Origin of the sequence: Pseudomonas sp. NPDC089752, assembly GCF_044748725.1 — a bacterium.
Taxonomy (GTDB): domain Bacteria; phylum Pseudomonadota; class Gammaproteobacteria; order Pseudomonadales; family Pseudomonadaceae; genus Aquipseudomonas.
The window spans coordinates 24,817-49,656 of the sequence record NZ_JBIVGP010000007.1 but is presented as its reverse complement, the minus strand read 5'-3'; the positions used below and the strand labels follow the sequence as shown (position 1 = coordinate 49,656).

Annotated in this window: 22 protein-coding genes; 7 read left to right on the top strand and 15 right to left on the bottom strand. The window is 64.1% G+C overall.

What is annotated here, in order from left to right:
* Nucleotides 1-16: 16 nt before the first annotated feature.
* The 3 genes from ACIPZF_RS13365 (at nucleotide 17) to ACIPZF_RS13355 (ending at nucleotide 3,008) form a co-directional block, all read left to right on the top strand.
* On the top strand, nucleotides 17-1,471 hold the full coding sequence (locus ACIPZF_RS13365; protein WP_400800579.1) for a mannose-1-phosphate guanylyltransferase/mannose-6-phosphate isomerase: 1,455 nt from the start codon (nucleotides 17-19) through the stop codon (nucleotides 1,469-1,471).
* A 96-nt stretch (nucleotides 1,472-1,567) separates the two neighbouring features.
* Complete coding sequence (locus tag ACIPZF_RS13360) at nucleotides 1,568-2,032, top strand: multidrug transporter (RefSeq protein WP_400799849.1); 465 nt, start codon at nucleotides 1,568-1,570, stop codon at nucleotides 2,030-2,032.
* A gap of 151 nt (nucleotides 2,033-2,183) precedes the next feature.
* Nucleotides 2,184-3,008, top strand: a complete 825-nt coding sequence (locus ACIPZF_RS13355; RefSeq protein WP_400799847.1) for an SDR family oxidoreductase — start codon at nucleotides 2,184-2,186, stop codon at nucleotides 3,006-3,008.
* A gap of 4 nt (nucleotides 3,009-3,012) precedes the next feature.
* Here the strand turns inward: ACIPZF_RS13355 and ACIPZF_RS13350 are convergent, their stop codons facing one another.
* From ACIPZF_RS13350 to ACIPZF_RS13335, 4 genes are all read right to left on the bottom strand, one after another.
* Nucleotides 3,013-4,464, bottom strand: coding sequence for an efflux transporter outer membrane subunit (locus ACIPZF_RS13350; RefSeq protein ID WP_400799844.1), 1,452 nt, complete (start codon nucleotides 4,462-4,464; stop codon nucleotides 3,013-3,015).
* Nucleotides 4,461-5,522 carry an HlyD family secretion protein gene (locus ACIPZF_RS13345; RefSeq protein WP_400799841.1) on the bottom strand — a complete coding sequence of 354 codons (1,062 nt, stop codon included), beginning with the start codon at nucleotides 5,520-5,522 and terminating at the stop codon, nucleotides 4,461-4,463. The genes ACIPZF_RS13350 and ACIPZF_RS13345 overlap by 4 nt, the downstream gene beginning before the upstream one ends.
* Before the next feature lie 26 nt (nucleotides 5,523-5,548).
* Complete coding sequence (locus tag ACIPZF_RS13340; protein WP_400799839.1) at nucleotides 5,549-7,090, bottom strand: MFS transporter; 1,542 nt, start codon at nucleotides 7,088-7,090, stop codon at nucleotides 5,549-5,551.
* 115 nt (nucleotides 7,091-7,205) lie between these two features.
* Nucleotides 7,206-8,111, bottom strand: a complete 906-nt coding sequence (locus ACIPZF_RS13335; RefSeq protein ID WP_400799836.1) for a LysR family transcriptional regulator — start codon at nucleotides 8,109-8,111, stop codon at nucleotides 7,206-7,208.
* Nucleotides 8,112-8,266: 155 nt separating this feature from the next.
* Between ACIPZF_RS13335 and ACIPZF_RS13330 the strand changes: the two genes are divergently transcribed.
* Entirely contained in the window at nucleotides 8,267-8,716 is a 450-nt protein-coding gene (locus tag ACIPZF_RS13330; RefSeq protein ID WP_400799834.1) for a universal stress protein, read from the top strand.
* Here ACIPZF_RS13330 and ACIPZF_RS13325 read toward each other — a convergent pair.
* The 5 genes from ACIPZF_RS13325 to ACIPZF_RS13305 all read right to left on the bottom strand — a co-directional run bounded on the left by ACIPZF_RS13325 (nucleotide 8,713) and on the right by ACIPZF_RS13305 (nucleotide 14,391).
* Nucleotides 8,713-9,372 carry an Abi family protein gene (locus ACIPZF_RS13325; protein WP_400799831.1) on the bottom strand — a complete coding sequence of 220 codons (660 nt, stop codon included), beginning with the start codon at nucleotides 9,370-9,372 and terminating at the stop codon, nucleotides 8,713-8,715. The two genes, ACIPZF_RS13330 and ACIPZF_RS13325, sit on opposite strands and share 4 nt — an antisense overlap.
* A gap of 251 nt (nucleotides 9,373-9,623) precedes the next feature.
* On the bottom strand, nucleotides 9,624-10,487 hold the full coding sequence (locus tag ACIPZF_RS13320) for an efflux RND transporter periplasmic adaptor subunit (protein WP_400799828.1): 864 nt from the start codon (nucleotides 10,485-10,487) through the stop codon (nucleotides 9,624-9,626).
* Between the two features lie 10 nt (nucleotides 10,488-10,497).
* Entirely contained in the window at nucleotides 10,498-10,698 is a 201-nt protein-coding gene (locus ACIPZF_RS13315; protein ID WP_008097766.1) for a DUF1656 domain-containing protein, read from the bottom strand.
* Nucleotides 10,688-12,865: an FUSC family protein gene (locus ACIPZF_RS13310; RefSeq protein WP_400799826.1), complete on the bottom strand. Its 2,178-nt coding sequence runs from the start codon at nucleotides 12,863-12,865 to the stop codon at nucleotides 10,688-10,690. Before ACIPZF_RS13310 ends, ACIPZF_RS13315 begins: the two co-directional genes overlap by 11 nt.
* Nucleotides 12,862-14,391, bottom strand: coding sequence for an efflux transporter outer membrane subunit (locus ACIPZF_RS13305; protein WP_400799823.1), 1,530 nt, complete (start codon nucleotides 14,389-14,391; stop codon nucleotides 12,862-12,864). Before ACIPZF_RS13305 ends, ACIPZF_RS13310 begins: the two co-directional genes overlap by 4 nt.
* Nucleotides 14,392-14,571: 180 nt before the next feature.
* Here ACIPZF_RS13305 and ACIPZF_RS13300 point away from each other — a divergent pair, with 180 nt between their 5' ends.
* On the top strand, nucleotides 14,572-15,519 hold the full coding sequence (locus ACIPZF_RS13300) for a LysR family transcriptional regulator (RefSeq protein WP_400799821.1): 948 nt from the start codon (nucleotides 14,572-14,574) through the stop codon (nucleotides 15,517-15,519).
* 182 nt (nucleotides 15,520-15,701) lie between these two features.
* Complete coding sequence (locus ACIPZF_RS13295) at nucleotides 15,702-16,676, top strand: 2-hydroxyacid dehydrogenase (RefSeq protein ID WP_400799818.1); 975 nt, start codon at nucleotides 15,702-15,704, stop codon at nucleotides 16,674-16,676.
* Here ACIPZF_RS13295 and ACIPZF_RS13290 read toward each other — a convergent pair.
* Nucleotides 16,673-17,569: a DMT family transporter gene (locus tag ACIPZF_RS13290; protein ID WP_400799816.1), complete on the bottom strand. Its 897-nt coding sequence runs from the start codon at nucleotides 17,567-17,569 to the stop codon at nucleotides 16,673-16,675. The two genes, ACIPZF_RS13295 and ACIPZF_RS13290, sit on opposite strands and share 4 nt — an antisense overlap.
* 136 nt (nucleotides 17,570-17,705) lie before the next feature.
* Between ACIPZF_RS13290 and ACIPZF_RS13285 the strand changes: the two genes are divergently transcribed.
* Nucleotides 17,706-18,581 carry a helix-turn-helix domain-containing protein gene (locus tag ACIPZF_RS13285; protein ID WP_400799813.1) on the top strand — a complete coding sequence of 292 codons (876 nt, stop codon included), beginning with the start codon at nucleotides 17,706-17,708 and terminating at the stop codon, nucleotides 18,579-18,581.
* 108 nt (nucleotides 18,582-18,689) lie between these two features.
* Here the strand turns inward: ACIPZF_RS13285 and ACIPZF_RS13280 are convergent, their stop codons facing one another.
* From ACIPZF_RS13280 to ACIPZF_RS13260, 5 genes are all read right to left on the bottom strand, one after another.
* On the bottom strand, nucleotides 18,690-21,080 hold the full coding sequence (locus ACIPZF_RS13280; protein ID WP_400799810.1) for a TonB-dependent siderophore receptor: 2,391 nt from the start codon (nucleotides 21,078-21,080) through the stop codon (nucleotides 18,690-18,692).
* A gap of 217 nt (nucleotides 21,081-21,297) precedes the next feature.
* Nucleotides 21,298-22,533: a sigma-70 family RNA polymerase sigma factor gene (locus ACIPZF_RS13275; protein ID WP_400799807.1), complete on the bottom strand. Its 1,236-nt coding sequence runs from the start codon at nucleotides 22,531-22,533 to the stop codon at nucleotides 21,298-21,300.
* A 4-nt stretch (nucleotides 22,534-22,537) separates the two neighbouring features.
* Entirely contained in the window at nucleotides 22,538-22,864 is a 327-nt protein-coding gene (locus ACIPZF_RS13270; protein WP_400799804.1) for a DUF3325 domain-containing protein, read from the bottom strand.
* Nucleotides 22,864-24,438: a PepSY-associated TM helix domain-containing protein gene (locus ACIPZF_RS13265; protein WP_400799801.1), complete on the bottom strand. Its 1,575-nt coding sequence runs from the start codon at nucleotides 24,436-24,438 to the stop codon at nucleotides 22,864-22,866. Before ACIPZF_RS13265 ends, ACIPZF_RS13270 begins: the two co-directional genes overlap by 1 nt.
* Nucleotides 24,435-24,740, bottom strand: coding sequence for a DUF3649 domain-containing protein (locus tag ACIPZF_RS13260; RefSeq protein WP_400799799.1), 306 nt, complete (start codon nucleotides 24,738-24,740; stop codon nucleotides 24,435-24,437). The genes ACIPZF_RS13265 and ACIPZF_RS13260 overlap by 4 nt, the downstream gene beginning before the upstream one ends.
* Nucleotides 24,741-24,840: the final 100 nt, after the last annotated feature.

The following is a 24,840-nucleotide window of genomic DNA, read 5'->3' as shown; positions in this document are numbered from 1 at the left end:
CTATTGGAGAAACATGATGATCCCGGTAATTCTTTCTGGTGGTAGCGGTTCGCGTCTGTGGCCTCTGTCGCGCAAGCAGTTCCCCAAACAGTTCCTGGCCCTGACCGGTGAGCACACGCTGTTCCAGCAGACCCTCGAACGCCTGGTGTTCGAAGGCATGGACACCCCGATCGTGGTCTGCAACAAGGACCACAAGTTCATCGTCCAGGAGCAGCTGGCAGCGCTGAAGCTGGAAACCCAGGGCATCCTGATGGAACCCTTCGGCCGCAACACCGCCCCAGCGGTAGCCATGACCGCCATGAAGCTGGTCAACGAAGGCCGTGACGACCTGATGCTGGTGCTGCCGGCCGACCACGTGATCGACGATCAGAAAGCCCTGCAACGCGCCCTGGCCCTGGCCACCGTGGCCGCAGAGCGTGGTGAGATGGTGCTGTTCGGCGTGCCGGCGACCAAGCCTGAAACCGGCTACGGTTACATCCGCTCCAGCCAGGACGCGCTGCTGCCCGAAGGCGTGGCGCGGGTCGCGCAGTTCGTCGAGAAGCCCGATGAAAAACGTGCCGCCGAATTCGTCGCCGCCGGTGGCTACTTCTGGAACAGTGGCATGTTCCTGTTCCGCGCCAGCCGCTTCCTCGAAGAGCTGAAAAAACACGACACCGACATCTACGACACCTGCGTGCTGGCCCTTGAGCGCAGCCAGGAAGACGGCGATGTGCTGAGCATCGACGAAGCCACCTTCGCCTGCTGCCCGGACAACTCCATCGACTACGCAGTAATGGAAAAGACCCAGCGCGCCTGCGTGGTGCCGATGTCGGCCGGCTGGAGCGACGTGGGTTGCTGGTCGTCGCTGTGGGACGTGCACGAGAAGGACGCCGACGGCAACGTCACCAAGGGCGACGTGGTGGTGCAGGACAGCCGCAACTGCATGATCCACGGCAACGGCAAACTGGTGTCGGTGATTGGCCTGGAAAACATCGTCGTGGTCGAAACCAAGGACGCGATGATGATTGCCCACAAGGACAAGGTCCAGGGCGTCAAGCAGATGGTCAAGACCCTCGACGAGCAGGGCCGCAGCGAAACCCAGAACCACCTGGAAGTGTATCGCCCATGGGGCTCGTACGACTCGGTGGACATGGGCGGCCGCTTCCAGGTCAAGCACATCACCGTCAAGCCGGGCGCCAGCCTGTCGTTGCAGATGCACCACCACCGTGCCGAGCACTGGATCGTGGTCTCCGGCACCGCCGAGGTGACCTGTGACGAGAACGTGTTCCTGCTCACCGAGAACCAGTCGACCTACATCCCGATCGCCTCGATCCACCGCCTGCGCAACCCGGGCAAGATCCCGCTGGAGATCATCGAAGTACAGTCCGGGAGCTACCTGGGCGAGGATGATATCGAGCGCTTCGAGGATGTGTATGGGCGAACGTCCACGCCGGTCGAGCGTGGCGTGTCGGTGAAGACCATCGCGCAGTAAGTGAACCCAGGGGCCGCATCGCGGCCCCGCTTTTGAGCCTTCCTCCATTTCCGGCTACGATGGTCAGACCCTGCGCAACCAAGGTCTGCACGCACCATGATCATCGGCGCCTTCCTCATCCTCACATGGCTGGTACTGCTGCTGCGCTACCCAGGCAAGGCCCTGCCGATTTCGCTGGCCGCTGTCTGCGGTCTGGGATTGGTCGCCCTCTTCGTCGCCTGGCAAGACAGCCGCGAAGCCTCGCAACTGGCACGCCTGGACTTGCGTCTGACCTACGCCCCCGAACAATGCCCTGCCGACCGAGCGCTGCAAGTGCACATGAAGAACGGCAACAAGGCGCCACTGACCGAACTGCGTTGGCGGGTCGGCGCCTATGCGCCGGGCGATAGCGTGAACCTTGCCGAAAACACCTACAGCGCTCCGCGCTACCGTGGGCCGGGTGAACTGCAGCCGGGGGCCGAGTGGAAGGACTGCCTGCCGTTGCCGCCGCTGCGTTCCGGATACAGGCCGCAGACTTTGGAGTTTCGTGCGGAGCATCTGCAAGGTACATTCGCTAATTGACCTACAGTCTGTACCGGCCTCTTCGCGGGCAAGCCCGCTCCCACAGGTACACCACTGCCCTTTAGAACAGCGGCATATCTGTGGGAGCGGGCTTGCCCGCGAAGAGGCCGGTACAGCCCACACACACCTCCCAGACCCAAGGCCCTCTCACATGCCCACCGTTCTCATCACCGGTTGTTCCAGCGGCATCGGCCGCGCCCTGGCCGAAGCCTTCCGCGATGCCGGCCACGACGTCTGGGCCACCGCCCGCAAAGCCGAAGACGTCGAACACCTGGCCGCCGCCGGCTTCACCGCCCGGCAACTGGATGTCAACGACGGCGAGGCCCTGACGCGCCTGGCCGACGAAATGGAAGCCAACCTCGGCCGCCTCGACATCCTGATCAACAACGCCGGCTACGGCGCCATGGGCCCGTTGCTCGACGGTGGTGTGGAGGCCATGCGCCAACAGTTCGAAACCAACGTGTTCGCCGTGGTCGGCGTAACCCGCGCGCTGTTCCCGCTGCTGCGCCGCGCGCGTGGGTTGGTGGTGAATATCGGCAGTGTTTCGGGCGTGCTGGTCACGCCGTTCGCCGGCGCCTATTGCGCGTCCAAAGCCGCCGTGCAGGCACTGAGTGATGCTCTGCGCCTGGAGTTGGCGCCGTTCGGCATCCAGGTGATGGAAGTGCAGCCGGGTGCGATCGCCTCGCAGTTCGCCAGCAATGCCCAGCGCCAGGCCGATCAGGTGGTGGCGCAAGCGTCGCCGTGGTGGCCGCTGCGCGAGCATATCCAGGCACGCGCACGCGCTTCGCAAGACCGGCCAACGTCTGCAGCGGAGTTCGCCCAAGGGTTGCTGGCTGCTACACGCAAATCGCCTGTGCCAATGCTGGTGCGGCTGGGCAATGGCAGCACCGCGTTACCCTTGCTTGCTCGTTGCCTACCACGGCGGTTACTGAACTGGGTGCTGCGAAAACGCTTCGGGCTGCTGCGTCCGCTTTGATGCCTCACGCCTCTTTCGAAGGCTGTGCAGCAAACGCCTGCCAGCCACCGCCGAGGGCCTTGTACAACCCCACCAGCGCCTGGGACACCGCCGCCGAGCTGTCGATCCACTGCTCTTCGCTCGCCAACAGTGCGCCCTGCACGGTGAGCACATTGAGAAAGTCCACCGCCCCTTCCACGTACTGGCGCTGGGCAGTCTCCAAGGCGATGCGGTTCTGCCGCACCGCCTCGGCCAGATGATCACGGCGCAACTGGCTGGCGTTGTACAGGCGCAGCACATCGTCGATCTCATGCCAGGCACCGAGCACCACCTTGCGGTAGTTGAGCGCGGCTTCCTGTTGTTGCGCCTCACGCAGTTCAAGCGTGCCCTTGAGCCGGCCACCCTCGAAAATCGGTAACGACAGCTGCGGGCCGAAGGCAAAACGGCGGGCATCCCAGGCGCCGAAGTCCGACAGCTGCATGGCCTGGAAGCCGACGCTGCCAGACAAGCGGATGCTCGGATAGAAGTCCGCCTTGGCCACACCGATGCTTGCTGTGGCCGCATGCAGGCGCGCCTCGGCCTGGCGTATATCGGGCCGGCGCTCGGCCAGTTCGGACGGCAGGCCGATCGCGAACTGCTGCTGCGGCGCAGGCAATTCGCCGCCCTCCAGCAACTGCGCCTGCAGGCTGCGCGGTGGCTCGGCCGCCAGCAGGCTGAGGGCGTTGATCAAGTCATCGCGGCGGGCTTCCAGGCTTGGTAGGCGCGCTTCGATCGAGGCGACCTGGGCGCTGGCCTGGGCCACGTCGAGGCGGGTCGCTACCCCTTCGGCCTGGCGATCCTGAGATAACTTCAGGCTGTGCTGGGCAACCTTGAGGTTGTCGCGGGTAACGTCGAGGGTATGCTGCACGGCGCGCAGCTGAATGTAGTTGCCGGCCGTTTCCGACAACAATGCCAACAGCACCCCACGCCGGTCGTTCTCGGCCACTTCCACCGTCGCGTCGGCGGCTTCCACCTGGCGACGCACGCGCCCCCAGAGGTCCAGCTCCCAACCGGCGACCAGGTCGCCCTGCCACAAGTTAAATGCTGATTTGCCGGCCTTGCCGGACGGGTCGCTCAAGCCTTCGGCGCTGTTGCGGGCGCGGCTGTAACCGGCGTTCACATCGACTGACGGTGCTTCGTCAGCCGCGACCGTGCTGCGCAAGGCGCGGCTTTGCAGCAACCGGGCGCTGGCGATCTGCAGGTCGAGGTTGCGTTCGGCCACCTGTTGGATCAGCGCGCTCAGGCGCGCATCGTGGAAGGTCTCCCACCAGCGCAGCTCCAGCGGTTCGGCCTGCGGCTGGCTGGCCGCTGCCTCGCCCTGCAGGGGCGCCCATTGCTGCGGCGCCTGACTGTCGGGGCGCTGGAAGTCCGGCCCCAGGGTGCAACCCGCCATGACCACGGCAAGCAGCAAGGGGCTCAAGCGCAATGCTGGTTTCATCGTGCACTCACCTCTTTGCCGGCGAGCTTGTCGCCATGGGTGTCGATGGTCGCTTCCACCGACATGCCCACCCGCAGACGTGCGAGCAGCGGCTGGCCGTCATCGAAGACGATCTTCACCGGGATGCGTTGCACCACCTTGGTGAAGTTGCCGGTGGCGTTGTCCGGTTTGACGGCGGCGAAGGTCACGCCGGTGGCCGGCGCGATGCTTTCGACATGCCCCTTGAGGGTTTCGCCGGAAAAAGTGTCGACGCTGATGCTGACCGGCTGACCCGGCTGCACGTGGGTCAGCTGGGTCTCCTGGAAGTTGCCGACCACGTAGGCATGCTGCAACGGCACCACCGACAGCAAGCGCGCGCCCGGGTTGACGAAGGCTCCCACACGCAACGCTCGCTCACCGACCATGCCATCCACCGGCGCGGTGATGCGGGTGTAGGACAGGTCCAGTTGCGCCTTTTCCAGGCCCGCTTCAGCACGCTTCAACTGGCCATCGGCGCTGGCCACCTGGGCGCTGAGAATGTCCACCTGCTTACGCGTGGCGACCAGCGCCGCCTGGGTGTTGGCCAGCCGTGCGCGGGCCTGGTCGACGCGGCTGCGCGCCTGCTGGGCATTCTGTACGGTGCCGGCGCCCTGCTCGGCAAGGCGGCTGTAGCGGTTGACTTCATGGTCGGCGAACGAGGCCTCGGCCTGGGCCGCCTTAACCGCCGCCTGCGCCTGAGCGATCAACGCCGCCTGGCGCTCCAGGGTAGCGCGGGCATCGGCGCTTTGCGCCTTGGCCACCAACAGCTGGGCCTGGGCGGCATCCAGGGCGGCCTGGTAGTCGCGAGCATCGATGGTCGCCAGTAACTGCCCAGCCTGCACTCGCTGATTGTCTTCGACCAGCACTTCTTTGATGAACCCCGCCACCTTAGGCGCGACCACGGTGTAATCGGCGATCACGTAGGCGTCGTTGGTGCTTTGCCGGTGATCGCTACCGAGCATCCAGGGGCCGACGATGCCGGCCAGCACGGCCACGGCGAGTACCGAGCCGATAAAAAGGGTCTTGCGCTTGTTGGTCATGTTCAGTGTCTCGAATTCATCCAGGTTCAGGCCACCGCGCGTGGCGGATAGACCCGGGTAGGCACGAAGGGAATCAGGCAGATCAGGGCCACGGCGATGCAGGCCATGACCAGGTACAGGTCGGCCGAGGTCAGCACCAGCGCCTGATCATGGATGCGCTTGGCCAGGCCCGCGGTGCTGTCATCGACCAGCGGGGCGTTGCCCAGGCTGTCCACCAGGTGGTTGGAATGAAAGTGCCGGCGCAGGGTGCCGAGGGCGTCCAGCAGGCCACCGGCGATGACCGCGGCAAGGCCTTTGACGGTGTTGAACCAGCTTGAGGCGAACGGGCCTTCCTGCGGTGTCATGCCATTGGTGGAAAGCATCAGCAGCGGCAGCACCGCCATCGGCTGGCCGAACACCTGCAGCAGGTAGAAGGGGTAGAAATCGCCACGGATCCACTCACTGGTCAGCAGGCTGCTGCCGACGCACGACACCGCCAGCATCGCCAACCCCGTGGCCAATACCCAGCGGCAGTCCACCGCACGGATGTTGCACAGGGCGGCGGTGAGCGGCAGTGCGATCAACTGCGGCATGGCCACCAGCATCATCAGCGGGCTGGTTTGTGCCGGGCGATAACCCTGGATCTGCGCAAGGTACGCCGATGGAATGCTGGCGACTCCCGACAACACGATCAGCACCCCGGCCAAGGTCACCAATGCGAAACTCAGGTTGCGTCGTGACAGCATGCGCAGCTGGAAAAACGGCAGCGGCTCGGACCACTCGTTGTACATGAACAGCGCCAGCAGCAGCACGCCACCGCCCAGCAGCCAGCAGATCAGCGGCGAATCGAACCAGCCCCAGCGGTCACCCAGCGACAGGCCGAGCACGATGCAGCTGATCGCCGGCAGGCCAAGCAGCACGCCGCGCCAGTCGAACTGCTTGAAGCGCTCCAGGCGCAGCGGGTCCTGTGGCAGGCCCCAGCCCACGCAGAACATGGCCAGGGCTGACGGCAGGATGATCTGCCAGAACGCCCACTGCCACCCCACGTACTCGGTCCACAACCCCGCCAGCGGCGTGCCCAGATTGGGCCCGAAGGTCGCGGTCAAGGCATAACACGCCAGGCCGTAGACCTTGATCCCCGGTGGCAGAAAGCGCAGCGCCACGCTCATCAGCATCGGCGGCAAGGCACCGGAGGCAAAGCCCTGGAGAATGCGCAGCAGCATCAGGCTGTGCAGGTTAGGGGCGAACGGCTGCAACAGGCCGAGCACGGCAAACAAGCCGACCGCGCAGAGGGTGAAACGGCGCAGCGAAAAGGTGGTGGCCAGCCACGGCGCGAAGGCCATGGCCGAAACCGAGGCGGCGCTGTACACCGCCAGCAGCCAGGCGCCCTCGTCGGCGCCGATGCCCATCGCGCCACGGATATCCGCCAGGGAAATTTTCGTCACCGACTCGTTGAGGCCGGCGCAGAGCACCGCCAGCAACACGCCGAACAGGCCGACCACCACCCGCAGGCCGAACGCCGCCTGCGCAGGCGCGGCCGGCGCGGGGGCGGCGGCAATCGCGGCAGCAGGGGCGGACAGGGAACTCATGGACAGACAACTCCAGCAACAATTTTGGCTGGAGCAAGTCTAAGAAGGTCGAATGCTGACGAAAACCAACTTGTTGGCAGCTTTATATTGCGTCAAACGCAATCCATGTTTGATTTCACGGATCGATACTGCCGCACACTTTGAGGGTTTGACGCAACCAGCGATGCGCTGGGTCATTGTCGAAACGTGGGTGCCAGGCCTGCATCACGTTGACCTTTTCCAACGGCACCGGGATTTCGAACGAGCGCAGCGGCAACTTCAGCCGCTGCACGCTGTTGAGGATATTGGCAGGTATCGGCAGGATCAGGTCCGAGTCCGGCAGCGAGAACATCGCCGAATGGAAACTCGTGGTGATCAGCGCCACCCGCCGCTCCACCTTGTGGTTGGCCAGCGCCACATCGATCGGACCATTGGCCCGGCCGCGTCGTGAGACGCTGATCTGTGGGTACGCGGCGAAGCGCTCGGGCGTGATCGAGGCATTGAAGATCGGATGATCCTCGCGCGCCAGGCCCACGAAATAAGTGTTGAACAGGCTCTGGACTTTGATTTCCGGACCCAGCTCCACCGAAGAGCTGATGATCAAGTCGATCTGTCCGTTGCGCAGAACCGCATCGTCATCTCCGCTGCCCTCAGGTACGAAACGCAGCACGGTCCGCGGCGCCTGGGCCAGCATCATGCGCAGTAGCTGAGCACCATAGAGGGCAATGAACAGGTCATTGGTGCGGATGTTGAAGGCCCGGTCGAGGTTCACCAAGTCGACATCGTCGCGGCTGCGAAATACCTGCCCGGCCTGTTCCACCAGCCCATGAACCTGCTCGCGCAGGGCCAGCGCCCGCGGTGTCGGCACCAGGCCCCGCCCGGCGCGCACCAGGATCGGGTCGCCCAGGGCTTCGCGGATGCGCCCCAGCGTTCGACTCATCGCCGCCGGGCTCAGGTTCATGCGCTGCGCCGCGCCGACCACGCTACCTTCGTCGAGCAGGGCGTCGAGGGCGACCAGCAGGTTCATGTCCGGGAGTTGCATGGCCGATTTCCGTGGCGGTTGTGGGAATAGCGATATTAACAGGTCGGATGATTGCGCCAGACGCAATGCGCTCGTGCGCGGTGGGGCATTTATCTTGAGGGTGGGATGGGCCATAAGTGATGCAACCGAACAGTCAGCTTCATCAAGGATCCCGCATGCCCAGCCCCGTCCTGATCGCCATCGACGCCTCCCCTGCCTCGACCGCTCTGCTCACCCTCGCCCGCCGCTACTGCCGCCCCGATGAACACGAACTGCACGTGCTGCTGGCCATCGACTCGACCTTCGCCGTGCACGACAAACCCGCGCCCTATACCACCGAAGAACTGGAGGAGTACCCCGCCGCGTGCGAAGAACAGCGCCTGGGTGACCGCGCCGTGGCCGAGGCCGTTCAGAGCCTGCAGCAGGCCGGGTTCACCAGCCAGGGCTGCATGGTCGCCGGGCAACCGGTCGAGGCCATCGTCGGCAAGGCGCAGGAGCTGCAGTGCGAGCTGATCATCATGGGCCACCGGCATTTGTCGCGGCTGGGGCGGTTGCTGGATCCGTCGATCAGCGCGAAGGTGATTGATCGGGTTGAGGTGCCGGTGTTGGTGGGGGCTGCAGTCTAAAGTGGGCATGCAGTGCAGCCGATCCAATTGGACCAGGCTTGAGGAAATGCATCGTATTGCGTAAGCCAAGGTTTCAAATCAGGATCCACCCAACCGATGACCTCAAGGCAGAGCATATGCCGTTGGCGAATATCAGGCTGCAACCAAAGCAAGGCATCATGATGTGCGGTGCGATTACGAAGGTCCCGAATCAGGTTCAAAATCTTGGATATATCGTTGCGTTGCCGTCTTTGCTTCGGACATCGAGGAAAAGCAAGCCGTAATACCTTCCAGAACTCATGCTCATGACGGGTGTTCAGCAATGAAACCCAGAATCCGAAACTCAGATCAGAAACGATTTTGTCCGGTGTGACCACGTGACGCTTGGCCTTGATAGCGTTTCTGGCTTTCTCGATCTCGGAACGGTCCGCTGCAGTAAACGAAGTAGCGTCTTCCCACCAGTCCGCCCTTCCGTACTTGAGCCTCAATGCTTGGTGCATGGAATTACGCAGACTGATTTCCAGCACATGCAAGCAGGGATAAAGTGCCTGCCCCAAAAGCATATTGTGAGCGTAGGCAGTAGCTGCCTTTGTTTTGCGAGGGTTGATTGCATATCGAGCCAAGCGCGGTTTTGAAAATGCCTGTTCGAGCGATTGGCTCCAATCCGGGTTTGTCAAAATCGACCATCCTGTATTAGCATTCGCAGTGCAGCCCTAGGCCGCCCTCTCCCAGAAGTCCGATGGTCATGCTGGTGAAGACGCTAGGTACGTATCAATGGCCCCGCATCGCGGGGCCATTTCATTTCCGGATCACTGACAGCGAACACTCAGGCGCTGGGCGGACGATGCGCAATGCGGAACCAGCATTGTGCAGCGTGAGGCACATATACCTCATGCCATCTCTTTCCCACCCCAATGTAGGCTGTTTCCTAAAGCCCCTCATTCGGCTTCACCACCACCGTACACGTCGTCCCCGCCGCCAGCAGAAACCCGTCCGGCACTTCATCGATATGAATCCGCACCGGCACCCGCTGCGCCAAACGCACCCAGTTGAAGGTCGGGTTCACATCGGCGATCAGCTCGCGGCTTTGCGGATTGTCGCGGTCGTAGATGCCACGGGCGATGCTTTCCACATGGCCCTTGATGCGCTCGCCGCTCATCATCTGCAGCTCGGCCTGGTCGCCGACCTTCACATGCGGCAGCTTGGTTTCCTCGAAGAAGCCGTATACCCAGAACGAGTTTTCATCGACCACCGCCATCACCGCCTCACCGGTCCGCGCGTAGTCGCCCTTGTGGATGTTCAGGTTGGTCACATAACCATCGACCGTGGCGACGATATGCGTGCGTTTGAGGTTCAGCTCGGCCGCAGCCAGCGCGGCCTGGGCCTGCTGGTAATCGGCCAGAGCGGCGTTGGCGATGTTGCTGGCGTCGTCGCGGTTTTCCTTGGAGATCACCAGGTTGTCCATATCGGCGCGGCGTCGGGCGTTGACCTTGCGCATATCCCAGGTCGCCTTGCGGGAAGCCACCAGCGCCTTGGCCTGGTTGACCGCCAGTTGATAGTGCTCAGGGTCGATCTGGATCAGCAGGTCGCCCTTATTCACCCGCTGGTTATCCTTGACAGGTACGTCCACCACATAGCCCGGTACGTCGGCGGCGACGTTGATGATGTCGGCGCGCACGCGGCCATCGCGGGTCCACGGCGTGGTCATGTAGTGCAGCCACAACTGGCGGCCAATCACCACGGCAGCGGTCAGCACCAGCAAGGTGGCGATCAGGCTGAAGAACTTTTTCATCGAAGGTTTCTCACCAATAGAGCGACAGCGCCAGGGCGCCGAACAGGCAGACGAACAGGGACAGGCGCAGCAGCGCCGGGTGCCAGAAAAAGCGATAGCCATCGTGGCTGGCGATGAAGCGGTCCAGGCCCCAGGCCAGGCCCAGGGCGAACAGGAACATCAAGGTCATGGTAGGCATGTACACGCCATGGAAGGCGATCTCACGGGGCATGGTGCAGTCCTTTCGCCGGGGCCAGCGGCGATTGTGGGTCGAGCAGGGAAGAGCGGATGAAATGCAGGTAGCTTTGCGCGCGGCGCAGCACCGAGGTGTCGAAGTGCCGGGCGAACGGTTCGTCGGTGGCCTGCACGCGGCTGATGGCGTGGTCCACCGCCACCAGCGCGCGTTCGTGGTTGCTGGCGCTGGGCTGCAGGAACAGCCGCGCCAGGGCTCGGCCCATGACGCGGATCGCCTGGCGCCAGGGCTGCGACTCGGCATAGGCCGGGTGGATCGGCGCACGGGCCTGTTCCTTGCGCAGTTCGATGATCGCGTGGCCGACTTCCAGCACGGTGAACATCCAGCCCATCAGCGCGCTTTGCACCTGTGGTTTACCGGCGGCCAAACCATAGGCCTGGTGCAGCAGGTCGCGGGTGCGGCTTTCGAAGGCCGAGCCGAGGCCACGCAGGCGCCCGCTGATGGCGAACAGCACCTGTTCGCGCAGCTCCTGCTCCAGGCGACTCCACAGCCAGCGGCTGTTCGGCGGCAGGATGATCGCGCCTGCGGCGGCGCAGACGAACATGCCGATGACCATGCCGATGTAGTCGTTGATGAAGGTGTAGGGGTCGTACACCGTCAGGTTGTTCGGCACCGAACCGATGGCGAAGAACACCAGCAGACCAATCCCGTAACCCGCATAGGCCGGCCGCGACGACAGGAACGCGCCGAGCACGAACACCGGCGCCAGCACCATGCACAGCAATGGGAAACCGTCGATCCAGGGGAACACGAAGAAGGTTTCGAAGAAGCCGATGAAGGCACCGATCGCCGTACCGCAGGCCATCTGGAACGACATGCGCTTGGGGTTGGGCGATGCCGCCGACAGGCCCACGGTCACCGTTGCGATCAGGGTCATCATCGCGCCGCTGGGCCAGTCGCTGAGCAGCCAATAACTGCCGAGCAGCAACAAAACCGCCGAAGCGCGCACGCCAGCGGCCAGCGATACCAGCCAGCTGGTCTGGGCCACGTAGGGCTCGTTCCACTGCTCGCGTTCGTGCGTGTGCGCGGCCAGCGAGGCGTGGGTCTCGGCGTAGCTGAACATCTCGTCGACGAAGCGGTAGAGCAGCTCGAAGGCTGTGTGAAAGTCGAGCAGGTCGGACTCGCTGGGTTCGGTTTGCAGGTACTCGGCACGCAGGCCACGGACCTGAGCTTGCAGCCCTTCTTTGTAGGCCGCCAGCTCCAGCGTGAGGCGCAGCGCATCGGCGTCGGTCAAGGCCCGGCCCACATAGGGTTGCAGCAGCTCGACCAAAGTATTCAAGCCCGGCTCGATGGCCCCGACGATCTGCAGCGGGCCGCGCGCGCGCAAGCGTTCGAGCAAGCGGTGCAAGGCGTTGAAGCGCGTGGTGATGGCCATGAACTCGCTGTTCATGCGCACCAGGCGACCAGAGCGCCTGCGCATGTGCGGGTCTTCGAAGGCGGTGACGTTGCGCAGGCTTTCCAGGCCGACTGCCTCAGCAACGAAACGCACATTGCTGGTTTCGAAACGGTCGCGCTGGCTGTCACCACGCAGCGCCTCGACCACTACCCCGGCGAACACGCCAAAGCGCTGGTACAACGCGTTGCGCATGGCGGCGCTGGCCGACTGCGGCAGGATCGCGGCGCTGACGAAGGTCGACACCAGAATACCCAGGGCAATCTCCAGCACTCGCCACACCGCCGCCATGAATGCCTGGTCAGGGTGCTGCAGCACCGGCAGGCCGATCATCGCCGCCGTGTAGCCGGCCAGCACGAAGCCATAGGCGCGGAAGGTGCGGTAGCGCATGGCACCCGCCGAGCACAGGCCCACCCACAGCGCAAGGCTGGGCAGGAACAGCTCGGTGTTCTGCGGGAAGAGCGCGATCAGCGCCACCATCATCGCCGAGCCGGCCAGGGTGCCGAGCACCCGATAGAAGCTCTTGGCGAACACATGGCCGCTTTGCGGCTGCATGACGATGAACACGGTGATCATTGCCGTGCGCGGTTGCGGCAGCTCCAGACGCATGGCCAGCCACAGGGTGATGAACGCGGCAGCCAGCACCTTGAAGATGTAGACCCAGGTCACCCCATCGGTACGCGCCCAGGCAAAGAAGCCACGGCGCCATTCCAGGCTGTACAGCCAGCGCAGCGGCAGGCTTGATGTGCTCATTCGGCGTGGCCCGCTTTACGGTCGAAGAGGGCCAGCGTGGCCGGCGATTTCGGTGCGGCCTGGCGTTTTTCTTCCGGTACGTCTTTACCGGCCTGCAGGCCACCACCCAGCGCGGTCACCAGCTCGGCATGGGCCATCAGCCGCGCAGCCTGGACCTGCTGTTGCACTTGTTGCTGGCGGAACAGCAAGGTCTGCGCGTTGAGCACGTTGAGGTAGTCGGTAAGCCCACGTTGGAAGGCGATCGTGGCGATGTCGTAGGTCTTCTGTGCGGCGGCCACCGATTCGGCGGCGAAGTGCGACTGTTCCTTCATCGACTCACGGCGAATCAACTGGTCGGAGATGTTCTTCAGCGCGCCGATCACCGTCTGGTTGTAGCGCGCAACGGCCACGTCGTAACCCGCCGAGGCCACACCCAATTGCGAGCGCAGACGGCCGCCGTCGAAGATCGGCAGGCTGATGGCCGGGCCGACGTTGTAGTTGAACTTGCGTCCGGTAAGGAATTCCAGCGGCCCGCCCCCAGTGGCCATGAAGCCGAGGCTGCCGACCAGGTCGACATTGGGGAAGAAGCCGGCGTGGGCGACGTCGATACCACGTGCCTGAGCGGCTACCTGCCAGCGGCTGGCGACCACGTCGGGGCGCTGGCCGACCAGTTCGGCCGGCAGTGCCGACGGCAGTTTCAGTGGTGCCGCGAGGGTCAGGCTGGGGCGCTGGAGCTGCGCGCCTTCCCCTGGCCCTTTGCCTGCAAGTGCCGCCAGCTGGTTGCGGGTCAGGGCGATTGCTTCGTCGAGGCTGTCGAGCTGGCGGTGGGTTTCGGGCAGCGGCGCTTCGGCCTGGCTGACTTCGAAATGCGTACCGATGCCGCCATCGAGGCGGCGCTTGGCCAGGGCCAGGATCTGCTCCTGTTGTTCGAGCTCGGCCTTGACGATATCGCGCTGGGCAAAGTGCAGGCTCAGCTGGATGTAGGCGCGCACCACATTGTTCTGCAGCTCCAGCTGCGCCTGACGGGCCTCGGCCACGCTCATGTGCGCCTGGTCCACCGCCTGTTCGCTGGCGTTGCGTTCGCGGCCCCACAGGTCAAGGGCATAGCTGAAGCCGATGGCGGCGTTGTTATCCCAGGTGTTGGCGCCCGACAGCGCGCCGGGGCCGTAGAACTGGTCTTCGGGCCAGTTGTGGCGCTTGAGAGTCGCCTGGCCGTTAGCCTGGAGCTTTTCCGCCGATTCGACCACGCCGGCCATGGCCTTGGCTTCGCGCACCCGCGCCGCCGCCATCGCCAGGCTCGGGCTGCCGGCCACGGCCAATGCAAGCCAACGGTCCAGTTGCGGGTCGCCATAGGCGTGCCACCACTGCTGGTCGGGCCAATGGGCGTCGGTGGCGGCGTCACGAATGGCCGCGTCAGTGGTCAAGGAATTGGCTGGCAGCGTCTTGCTTTGCGGGGCAATACCCCAGGTTCCGATACAGCCGCTCAAGGTGAGGCTAAAGGCACAGGCACTGAACGCTTGAAGCGTTCTGATGATGCGACGCGGCACAGCTGCGATTTCCCGAGGAAGAGGTGGAGGGGCCGAGCAATTCTAGGGGGCCGCCACACTGGCGATAAGCGCAGATTCCTGCGAATCTTTGTTACCGAAACAGCGATAATCCGGCTTTGGTCGAAGGCACTTTTGCCTGGCTTCGTGACACAATTTCGTCCTCTACCTTGAGAGTGACCCATGGACACCCTGCAAAACATGCGTGCTTTCAGTTGCGTAGCCCAGCTCGGCAGTTTCACTGCCGCCGCGGCACAACTGGATACGACCACCGCGAACGTGTCGCGGGCGGTCTCCAACCTGGAAGCCCATCTGCAAACCCGGCTGCTCAACCGCACCACCCGGCGCATCGCCCTGACCGAAGCAGGCAAGCGCTACCTGATGCGCTGCGAACAGATCCTCACCTACGTCGAGGAGGCCGAAGCCGAGGCCAGCGACGCCCACGCCCGGCCTGCCGGGCAACTGAAGGTGCATTCGATGACCGGGGTCGGCCAGCACTTCGTGGTCGATGCCATCGCCCGTTACCGCGAATCGCACCCCGACGTGACCTTCGACCTGACCATGGCCAACCGCGTGCCAGACCTGCTCGACGAGGGCTATGACGTGTCCATCGTACTGGCCACCGAGCTGCCGGACTCGGGCTTCGTGTCGCAGCGCCTGGGCATCACCTACAGCATCGTCTGCGCCTCGCCCGACTACGTAGCCAAACACGGTTTCGCGCACAAGCCCGTCGACCTGCTGCAGCACGCCTGCCTGCGAATGGTCAGCCCGGTGATCCCGCTGGAAAAGTGGTTGTTCGACGGCCCGGAGGGTCAGGAGCTGGTCAACATCACCAGCTCGCCGTTCCAGGTCAACTCGGCCGACGCGATGAAGACGGCGATCCGCAGCGGCATGGGCATGGGCGTGCTGCCGATCTACTCGGCCATCGACGGCCTGCGCGACGGCAGCCTGGTGCGGGTGCTGCCGGACTACCGCCTGCAGGAGCTGAACCTGTATGCGATCTACCCCTCGCGCCAGTACCTGGATGCCAAGATCAAGACCTGGGTCGAGTACCTGCGCAACTCGCTGCCGGAGATTCTCGCCGCCCATGAGGCGGACCTGAAAACCCATGAGTTGCTGATCGCCAACTGAAAAAGCTGCTGCAGTGCGCGGGTGGACAATGGTAGGTTGCTAATCAATGGCGGCCTCTTCGCGGGGCAAGCCCGCTCCCACAGGTACCCCACTGTTCTCAAGGGCAGTGGGGTACCTGTGGGAGCGGGCTTGCCCCGCGAAAGGGCCACAACTGACCCACCACCGCCTTGAGAAGTTGCCCGATGAAAAAGACCGTCCTGGCCTTCAGCCGCATCACCCCGGCCATGGCCGAGCGCCTGCAGCAAGACTTCAACGTGATCGTGCCGAACCCGAAACTCGGCGACATCAGTGCCCAGTTCAACGAAGCGTTGCCTGAAGCCCACGGCCTGATCGGGGTTGGCCGCAAGCTGGGCCGTGCGCAACTTGAAGGGGCGGCAAAACTTGAAGTGGTGTCGAGCGTGTCGGTCGGCTACGACAACTATGACGTCGGCTACCTCAACGAACGCGGCATCGCCCTGACCAATACCCCCGACGTGCTCACCGAAAGCACCGCCGACCTTGGTTTCTCGCTGATCATGGGTTGTGCGCGGCGTACCGCCGAGCTGGATGCCTGGACCAAGGCCGGCCAGTGGCAGGCCACCGTCGGCCCGGCACAGTTCGGCAGCGATGTGCACGGCAAGACGCTGGGTATCGTCGGCCTGGGCAACATCGGCGCGGCCATCGCCCGCCGTGGTCGCTTCGGCTTCAACATGTCGATTCTCTACGCAGGCAACAGCCGCAAGACGGCGCTGGAACAGGAGCTGGGCGCGCAATACCGCAGCCTTGAGCAACTGCTGGCCGAATCGGACTTCGTCTGCATCGTGGTACCGCTGTCCGATGCCACGCGCAAGCTGATCAGCGCGCGCGAGCTGCAGCTGATGAAGCCGAGCGCCTTCCTGATCAACATCGCCCGTGGCCCGGTGGTCGACGAGGCGGCGCTGATCGAGGCATTGCAGAACGGCGTCATCCGTGGCGCCGGCCTGGATGTGTACGAGAAGGAACCGCTGAGCGACTCGCCGCTGTTCAAGCTGCCCAACGCGCTGACCCTGCCGCACATTGGCTCGGCCACCGCCGAAACCCGCGAAGCCATGGCCAACCGGGCGATCGACAACCTGCGTGCGGCGCTGCTGGGTGAGCGGCCGCAGGACCTGGTGAATCCGCAGGTGTGGAAGGGCTAACGCGCCAGAACCACCGCAGGCTTGGCCCCAGGCTTGCGAAACACCAGCACATTCCCCGCCATCACCGCGACGAGCCCCAGCAACGCTGGGGCCGTCCATTGGTAGCCTTCGGCAAACGCCGACACATTCAGCGCCACCAGCGGGAACAGCACCGTGCAATAGGCCGCGCGCTCCGGGCCCATGCGTCCGACCAGGGTCAGGTAGGCGGTGAAGCCGATCACCGAGCCCGGAATCACCAGGTACATCAGTGAGCCGATGTAACGAGAGTTCCACTCCATGTCGAACGGGATGCCGCTGACCAGGCAATACAGCCCCAACATCGAAGCGCCGTAGGCCATGCCCCAAGCGTTGGTGGTCATCGGTTTGAGCCCGGCTTTCTGCTGCATGGCGGAAAGCATGTTGCCGGCTGAGAAGCACAGCGTACCGAGCAGCGCCAAGCCAAGGCCGAAGAGCGTTTCGCGGCTGGCCGCATGGTGCGACAGCTCCGGCCAGAACAACAGGCCCAGCCCCAGCAGGCCGAGTGCGCCGCCACCGAGAACGTTGCTGGCGATCCTCTGGCCGAAGAATACCCGTGCATTCAGCGCATTCCACAGCGTCGCGGTGGAAAACACCACGGCGATCAGGCCACTGGCGATCCATTGGCTGGCGGTGAGGAAGCACATGAAGTTGACGCAGAACAGGCACAACCCCTGGGCCAGGCAGATCAAGTGGCCGCGCCGGCTCATCGGTTGCAGGCGGCGGCTGAGCAGGAGAATGGCGAACAGGATCAGGCCGGCCAGGGCGAAGCGGTAGACGATCGAGACCGGGATGGCGACCACGCCCAGCTGCAGTTTCAGGGCAATCCAGGTGGTGCCCCAGATCAGGACGGTGAGCAGGTAGAGCGACAGGTTCATGGCAAGGATTCCTTGGGCCGAGCCTACAGTGTTCGCCCTGCCTGCCCGTCCGGCTTGCACAAACTTGCGCTTTTCCCTTTCAGGCTGCTGTCACCACCGCTCAAGCGCAGTACGATGGCCATCAGAGGAAATGCTCATGACCCCACTCAGCCAGTTGCAAGTGTTCAACGCCATGCACGCCTCGCCCCACGCGAAGCTGGAGCTGAGCGCGCACCTGGGTGATGGCCTGGCGGCGGCGCTGTGGCGCAACCGTGACGATGCCCGCGACTACCAGACACCCAGCCACCATACGCTGTCGTGCTACATCGCCGACGGCACCGGCACCTTCCGCCGCCAGCGCCCGGCCGACAAGGGCGCACCGAACAAGTTGTGCATCATGCCGGCTGGCCACGAGTCGAACTGGGTGGTCAACGGCTCGATTCGTCTGGCGCACCTGTATATCAGTGAGGCGCAGTTCGCCCTGGGTTGCGTTCGCCTGCTCGACCGCGAGCCACGGGAGTTGCAGTTGCAGGAGGCGACGTTCCTCGACGACCCGCAGCAGTCGCTGCGCTTTCGCCAATTGATCAACCTCGGCTGGGATGAGCCTGGGGAGCGCTTGCTGGCCAGCAGCCTGGCGCACGAGATCGTCGATCATGCGGTGCTCAGCCAGGTTGGCCTGCGCCAAGGTCTGCGCCTCAAAGGCGGGCTGGCGCCGAACCTGCGTCGACAGTTGGTCGATTACATCGAGGCGCACCTCGACCAGCCCGTTACCCTCGGTGAGCTGGCCGTGCGCTGCAACCTGTCCGAGTATCACTTCGCGCGGATGTTTCGTACCAGTTTTGGTTTGCCGCCACACCAGTATCTGCTGGCCCGGCGGTTGCACCGTGCCTGTCAGCTGCTGCGCCTGGGCCAGTTGCCGCTGGGCGAGATTGCCTTGCTGTGCGGGTTCGCCAGTGCCAGCCATTTCAGCAACCGCTTTCGCCAAGCACTAGGTGCGCCGCCTGGCGACTATCGCGCCGCCTTCAGCGCTTGATTGGGGCCGCTTTGCGCCCCTTCGCGGGCAAGCCCGCTCCCACAGGGAGTGCACCTTTCCTGTGGGAGCGGGCTTGCCCGCGAAGGGCTGCAAAGCAGCCCCGATACTTCAGAATTCAAAAGTGCTGGAAAGGCTCACCTGCCGCGCATCACCAATCGCGACAAAGTACTGGTTCACCGCCGAGCTGTAATAGACCTTGTCGAACAGGTTCTTCACGTTGAGCTGCAAGCGCACATTGTGCTCATCGAGCTTGGTCTCGTACGTGGCAAAGGCATCGGCGACGGTATAGCTCGGCAGGTCGAAGGTGTTGGTCGCATTACCCGCGCGCTCGCCGACATACCGCGCCCCGGCACCGAAGCGCAGGCGGTCGCCACCGAACAGGCTGCCGAAGTCATACACGGCCGACAACGAACCGCTGTGCTTGGCCACGTTCTGCAGCCGATTACCTTCGAGATCCGGGTCCTTGGTGACCTTGGCGTCGGTGAAGGCATAGCTGCCGATCAGGCTCCAGCGCTCGCTGAGTTGTCCGGTCAGGTCAAGCTCCACACCCCGTGAATTGACCTCGCCGGCATTGCTGTACACGGTCTCGCCGGTGCCGGTATCGAAGTTGGCCACCAGCACGTTGCGCTTGGTGATGTCGAACAACGCCAGGGTGCCGGTCAGGCTGCCCGGCATGTCGAGCTTGGCGCCCAGTTCCCACGACTTGCCCTCTTCGGGCGCGACCGAGCCATCCAGCACCACACCGCCAGTCAGCGGGGCAATGCTGGAGTTGGGCTTGAACGACTCGCTGTAGCTGCCATAGAACGACAGTTGGTCATCGACCTTGTAGACGATGCCGGCATGCGGCACCCAGGTCTGGCCGTTGCTGTCGGTATTGGCCGTGAACGGACGGCCACGGCCGGCGTACTGGTCGTACTGCTGGAAGCGTGCTCCACCTACCAGGATCCAGTGCTCGTCCAGGTGCAGCGCGTCCTGCACGAACAACGCGTCGGTACGCAATTTGTCGGTCTGGTCGCTGTCGCTGGCGCGCACCGTGCTGCCCTCCACTTCCTGGCCGTAGACCGGGTTCACGTAGCTGAAGGTGGACTTGGCGGTCTGCCGGATCAGGTCGCCGCGAAAGACCTTGCGGTCTTCGTGGTCGACGCCGAACAGCAGGTCATGCTGCATCCCGGCCAACTCGACGTTGCCGTTCAGGCTCAAGGTGGCGAACTGGTCGCGGCTCATGGCGTTATGGGTGCCGTCGATGCTGCGTGTCAGCGTGCCCTTGGCTTCGTTGACGCCGGTCACGCGCACCTGGCTGGCATCGTAGGTCTCGCGGTTGAAGCTGTAGCCGAAGTGCAGCTTCCAGTCGTCGGCCAGTTGATGATCGACCTCCAGACGGTACAGGTCGGAACGGCCTTCCATGTCATTGAAGGGCTCATCCAGGCGGCGGGTAGCCGGGATGTCCAGCGGGTGGCCGTTGCTGCCGAATGCCGTGCCACGGTCGAACGGGTAGAGAAACTCGCGATGCTCGTAGGCCAATACCACTTGGGTGTCCTCGCCCAGCCAGGCCAACGACGGCGCCACCAGCGATTCGCGGTGCACACCATAGTTGCGCCAGTAGTCTTCGTCCTCATGGTCGACGATCAAGCGGTAGGCGAGCTTGCTGTCGCCCAGTGCGCCGGTGCTGTCGAAAGCGCCGCCACTGCCGTTCTTGCCGCTGCCATAGGTCGAGCCACGCACGGTCAGAGCGTTGTACTGCTGCAGTTGCGGGCGCTTGCTGACCACGTTGATCACCCCGCCCGGGTCCTGGATGCCGTACAGCAACGAGGCCGGGCCCTTGAGCACTTCGACCCGCTCGGTGCTGGCGTTGAGGCTGCGGCCCTCCACGATCGGCATGCCGTCGCGCATGATCGAACCGTCGCGGTTATCACCGAAACCACGCTTCATCACCGTGTCGGAAGTGCCGCCGAAGTTGTTGCCCTGGGTGATGCCGCTGACGTTGGCCAGGGCGTCATCGAGATTGCGTGGTGCCTGGTCGCGGATCACCTGGGCAGGCACCACGTTGATCGCCTGGGGAATGTCCTGGGACGGGCCTTGCCCGCGCATGATCGAGGCGCTGGCGGGGGGCTGGTAGCTGTAGGCGTCCATCTGCGCATTCACCGGGGTGGCTTGCAGATTAAGGGCGCCGGAGGTGTCCAGCGGTTCAAGCGTCAGGGTGCGGGTGTCGACCCGGCGCCAGGTCAGGCCCGCGTTACCCACCAACTGTTGCAGGGCCTGCTCGGCGCTGAAGCTGCCATTGAGGGCCGGGGCCTGCGCGTCTGGCAGTTCGAGGGTGTAGACCACGCTTTGCCCGGAGGCGCGGCTGAAGGCGTTGAGCGCTTGGCCCAAGGGTTGGCTGGGCTGGGCGAAGGTGTGCAACTGCAGTTGCTCGGCAGCCAGTACAGCAGGGGCCGCGGTGATGGCCGCAAGCGCAGAGAAGCCGAGCCAGAGGGGAACGCAACGCGGGGTGAACTTCATGGACGCTGACCTGTGAGAGGGTTGTGACTGCGAATGAATCGCACTTCCACTCATTACACGGATGCCACGTCCTGTTACCTCATCCGCTTTTTGAATTAATTTTCCCTGTACCGGCCTCTTCGCGGGCAAGCCCGCTCCCACAGGTACAGCGCAACATTCGAGAACTGCGCTGTACTTGTGGGAGCGGGCTTGCCCGCGAAGAGGCCAGCACCAACAACTACCGAATAACTGTGAAACGCCCAAGAACGGTGTGCCGGGAGAAGCCCATCACCTTACCCAGCGAATCCAGCGCCATGAGCGGGTCACCTACCGGGAAGCTGCCGCTGACTTTGCGCTGCGCCAATTCGTCACCCAGCAACACGATCCGCCCTGGGTAATAGCGCCGCAGATCCTCGACCACCTGCGCCAACGGCACCTGGTCGTAGGTAAGCCAACCCTGGCGCCAGGCCAGGCGGCTGTCGCTGTCCACACTCAGGATTTCTCCCGCAAGCCCTTCGGCATACGCCAATTGCTGATTGGCCGTCAGCTCTCGGGGCGCCTGCCCCTGTGCCGAGGTCACCGCCACGCGCCCGCTGCGCACGGTGACCTGTGCACCGTCTGCCTGATCGCGCACTTCGAATTCGGTGCCGAGCACCCGCACCTGCCCCCCTGCAGCCTCCACCACGAACGGCTCACCGGTATGCGTGACCTTGAAGAATGCAGCACCATGCAGCAACCGCACATGGCGTTCGCCCTGCTGGAAGTCGACCGCGATAGCGCTCCCCGCATCCAGGGTCACCTGCGATTGGTCTGCCAGGATTACCTGATGAATCGTATCGGCGCTGCTGAAATCGGCCTGCAGGTCCTGCAGCCAGTATCCGGGACGCCAGCCCCCGGCAACGCCGATGGCCAGCACCAGGCACGCGGCTGCGCCCAGGGCACGGCGCCAGTGCGTGGACCGGGGCGCGGCAACACTCGCCTTGCACGCATCCAGAGCGCGCATCATGTGCTTTTCCACGGTGCTCTGGGACAATTGCAGGGCGTCGGCGATTTCGCTGTACTTCAACCCGTGAATGCGGTTGAGCCAAAAGATCTGCCGGGTACGCTCGGGCAAGGCGTGCAGTGCGGCTTCGATGCGCTGCAGGTCATGATCGACCTCCAGCGCCTGCTCCGGGGCCTGGGCCGAGTGAATTTCGTCCAGCGGCAGCGCCGCTTGGGCGATGCGTGCGCGGCTACCTTCGCTGCGCAAATGATCGATGGCCAGGTTGCCGGCGCAGCGCAGCAGGTAGGTATCCAAAGCCTCGACTTTGACCTCCGGGCGCCGCCAAAAGCGCAGGAACAGTTCCTGCACCAGGTCCGATGCCGTGGCACGACAGCCGACCCGGCGGCTGACCAGCGCCTCCATGCGCGCACGCTGGGCCAGGAAAACCTGGACGAAACGTGCGCGGCTACTGTCGCTGTCCGGCTCGGTCAAGGCGTCACCCGGCGAACACGGCCAGCAGCGGGCCCGCTACCAGGCTGACCGCCGCCAGCCCCAGCAACAGGCGCGGCTGATACGGCAACCCGAACACCCACAAGGTCACCCCGGCCATCAGCACTGCGATCCACTCCACCACGCCATGGGCCCAGCCACGCTGGTGCACCGACAGCACGAGTGAAACCAGCAGCAACAGCCAGCCCACCAGGCGCAGGCCACGTAATTGTCCAGGCACAGGTTTGCGCCCGAGCAGGTCGCTGAAATGCTTGTCCATCGCCAGGCACAAGGCGGCGAACCCGGCGTAACCGATCATGGCGATACTCAACATCAGTTCACCTCGACGGTTTCAGCCGTGGCCTTGGGCGCCCGAGGTGCGCGCTTGGCCACCGGCTTTGGCGCGCGCAGCATCTTGGCTGCCGCCCAGGCCAGGAACAGGCCCGTGCCCAGCGCCGTGAGGTCGAAGCCAGCCATGGCCCAGTCGCCGGCCAGCACGGAATGGTTCAACCCCTGCCCCGTGGCCACAGCGTTGAGCAACGGCAGCGCGGCGAAGGCCAGCGCCCCCAGCCCCAGTTGCTCGCCCCAGGCACGACGCCCTGGGCGCAGCAGCGCGTGCACCAGCGACAGCAGCCAGACCACGAAGAACGTGTTCACTTCCCAGTCGGCCCGGCCCTGCATCGCCGCCGGCAGCAACCGGTTGGCCCAGAAGAACCCGGCCACGGCGAGCATCAGGCCACTCATGCTGGCGATGTTGAGCACTTCGACCAGGCGCAGTTCGCCTGGCATACGCTCACTTTTTGCATGCTTGAGCTGGCGCTTGCCCAGCCACATCACCAGGCCCGTACCGATCACCGCAGTGCCCGCCACGCCGAACACGAAGTACAGCCAGCGCAGCCACGGCCCGGCGAAGTTGCCCATGTGCAGGCCGACCATCGTGAACGAGGTCATCATCGCCGCTGTTTCCGGAGCACCCTGGCTCAGCAGTTCGCCCGTACTGCCGTCGAACATCCAGTTGGCGCTGCGCTTATAGGCGACATTGTCGGCCGACGCCTGGGCGAAGCTGACCCGGGCGTTGCGGTCGCCCGGGTTGTGCACCTGGATGTAACCCATGCGCGCGCCCGGCACCTGCTCCTGCACCTTGACGTACAGGCTGGGCAACGGCACCAGTGGCGCCGCCACGTTGGCCACCTTGGGCACGTCGTCCCGGCCGAACAGGTCGTTGAAATAGCCGTTGGTATTGCCGCCATAGCTTGCCATGATGCTGGCCGGCATCACCATGTACATGAAGATCACCAGGCTGCTGTAGCTGATCATCAGGTGGAACGGCAGCACCAGCACGCCGATGGCGTTATGCCCGTCGAGCCACGAGCGCTGACCCTTGCCGGGGCGGAAGGTGAAGAACTCCTTGAAGATCTTCTTGTGGGTGATGATCCCGGTGATCAGGCCGAGGAACATGATGAAGGCGCAGAACGTCGACAGCCAGCGCCCCCAGGGGTGGGGCATTTGCAGCTGGAAGTGAAAGCGGTAGAAAAAGTCGCCGCCACGGCTGTCGCGAGCTTCCACCGGTTCCCCGGCTTGCGCATCGAGCTTCTTGCTGACAAAACCTCGCCGACCGCCATTGGGGTCACGCCAGCCCACGCTCAGCGCTGCCTCGCGCTCGTTGGGCAGGCGGATCATCCAGCTCGACGAATGCCCGGCGTTGGCCTCCAGGTAGCGCTGGGCCAGGCCCAGGCTGGCCACCGGGTCGAGGGCATGGCGACGGACTTCCGGCTGCGTCCAGTGGCTGATCTCTTCCTTGAAATACGAAAGCGTGCCAGTCAGGAAGATGGCGAACAGCAGCCAGCCAAAAATCAGCCCGGTCCAGGTGTGCAACCAGGCCATCGCCTGACGGAAACCTTCCTTCATGGGTTTTTCATCCAGTAGGCGAGCCCATTGACCAACCCCAGCAGCAGGCTTGGCAGCAACACGCCGAGCCAGGCCCGCCATGCACTGCGGCAGGCGAAACACCAGATGAAGGCCAACAGGTAGAAAACGAACGACAGCATCATGCCGGTCATGGCCGCGTCGACCTGCGGCAAGGGTGCCAGCAGGGCGATGCAGACGCTGGCCATGGACGCCAGCAGGTAACCACCCAGCAGCGCAGCCAGGCTGCGTGAGGTCACGGCCAGGCGGTAGCTGAGAGGAAGGCCGGCGGCATTGCGCTTCATGGCGGTGGTCCGGGGAAATTCGGGGCTGCAATAGTAATGATTTCAATTCTCATAAGCAAAGTCTGAACGCTCGGTTGCCGAGCAACAGGCATGTCACTAC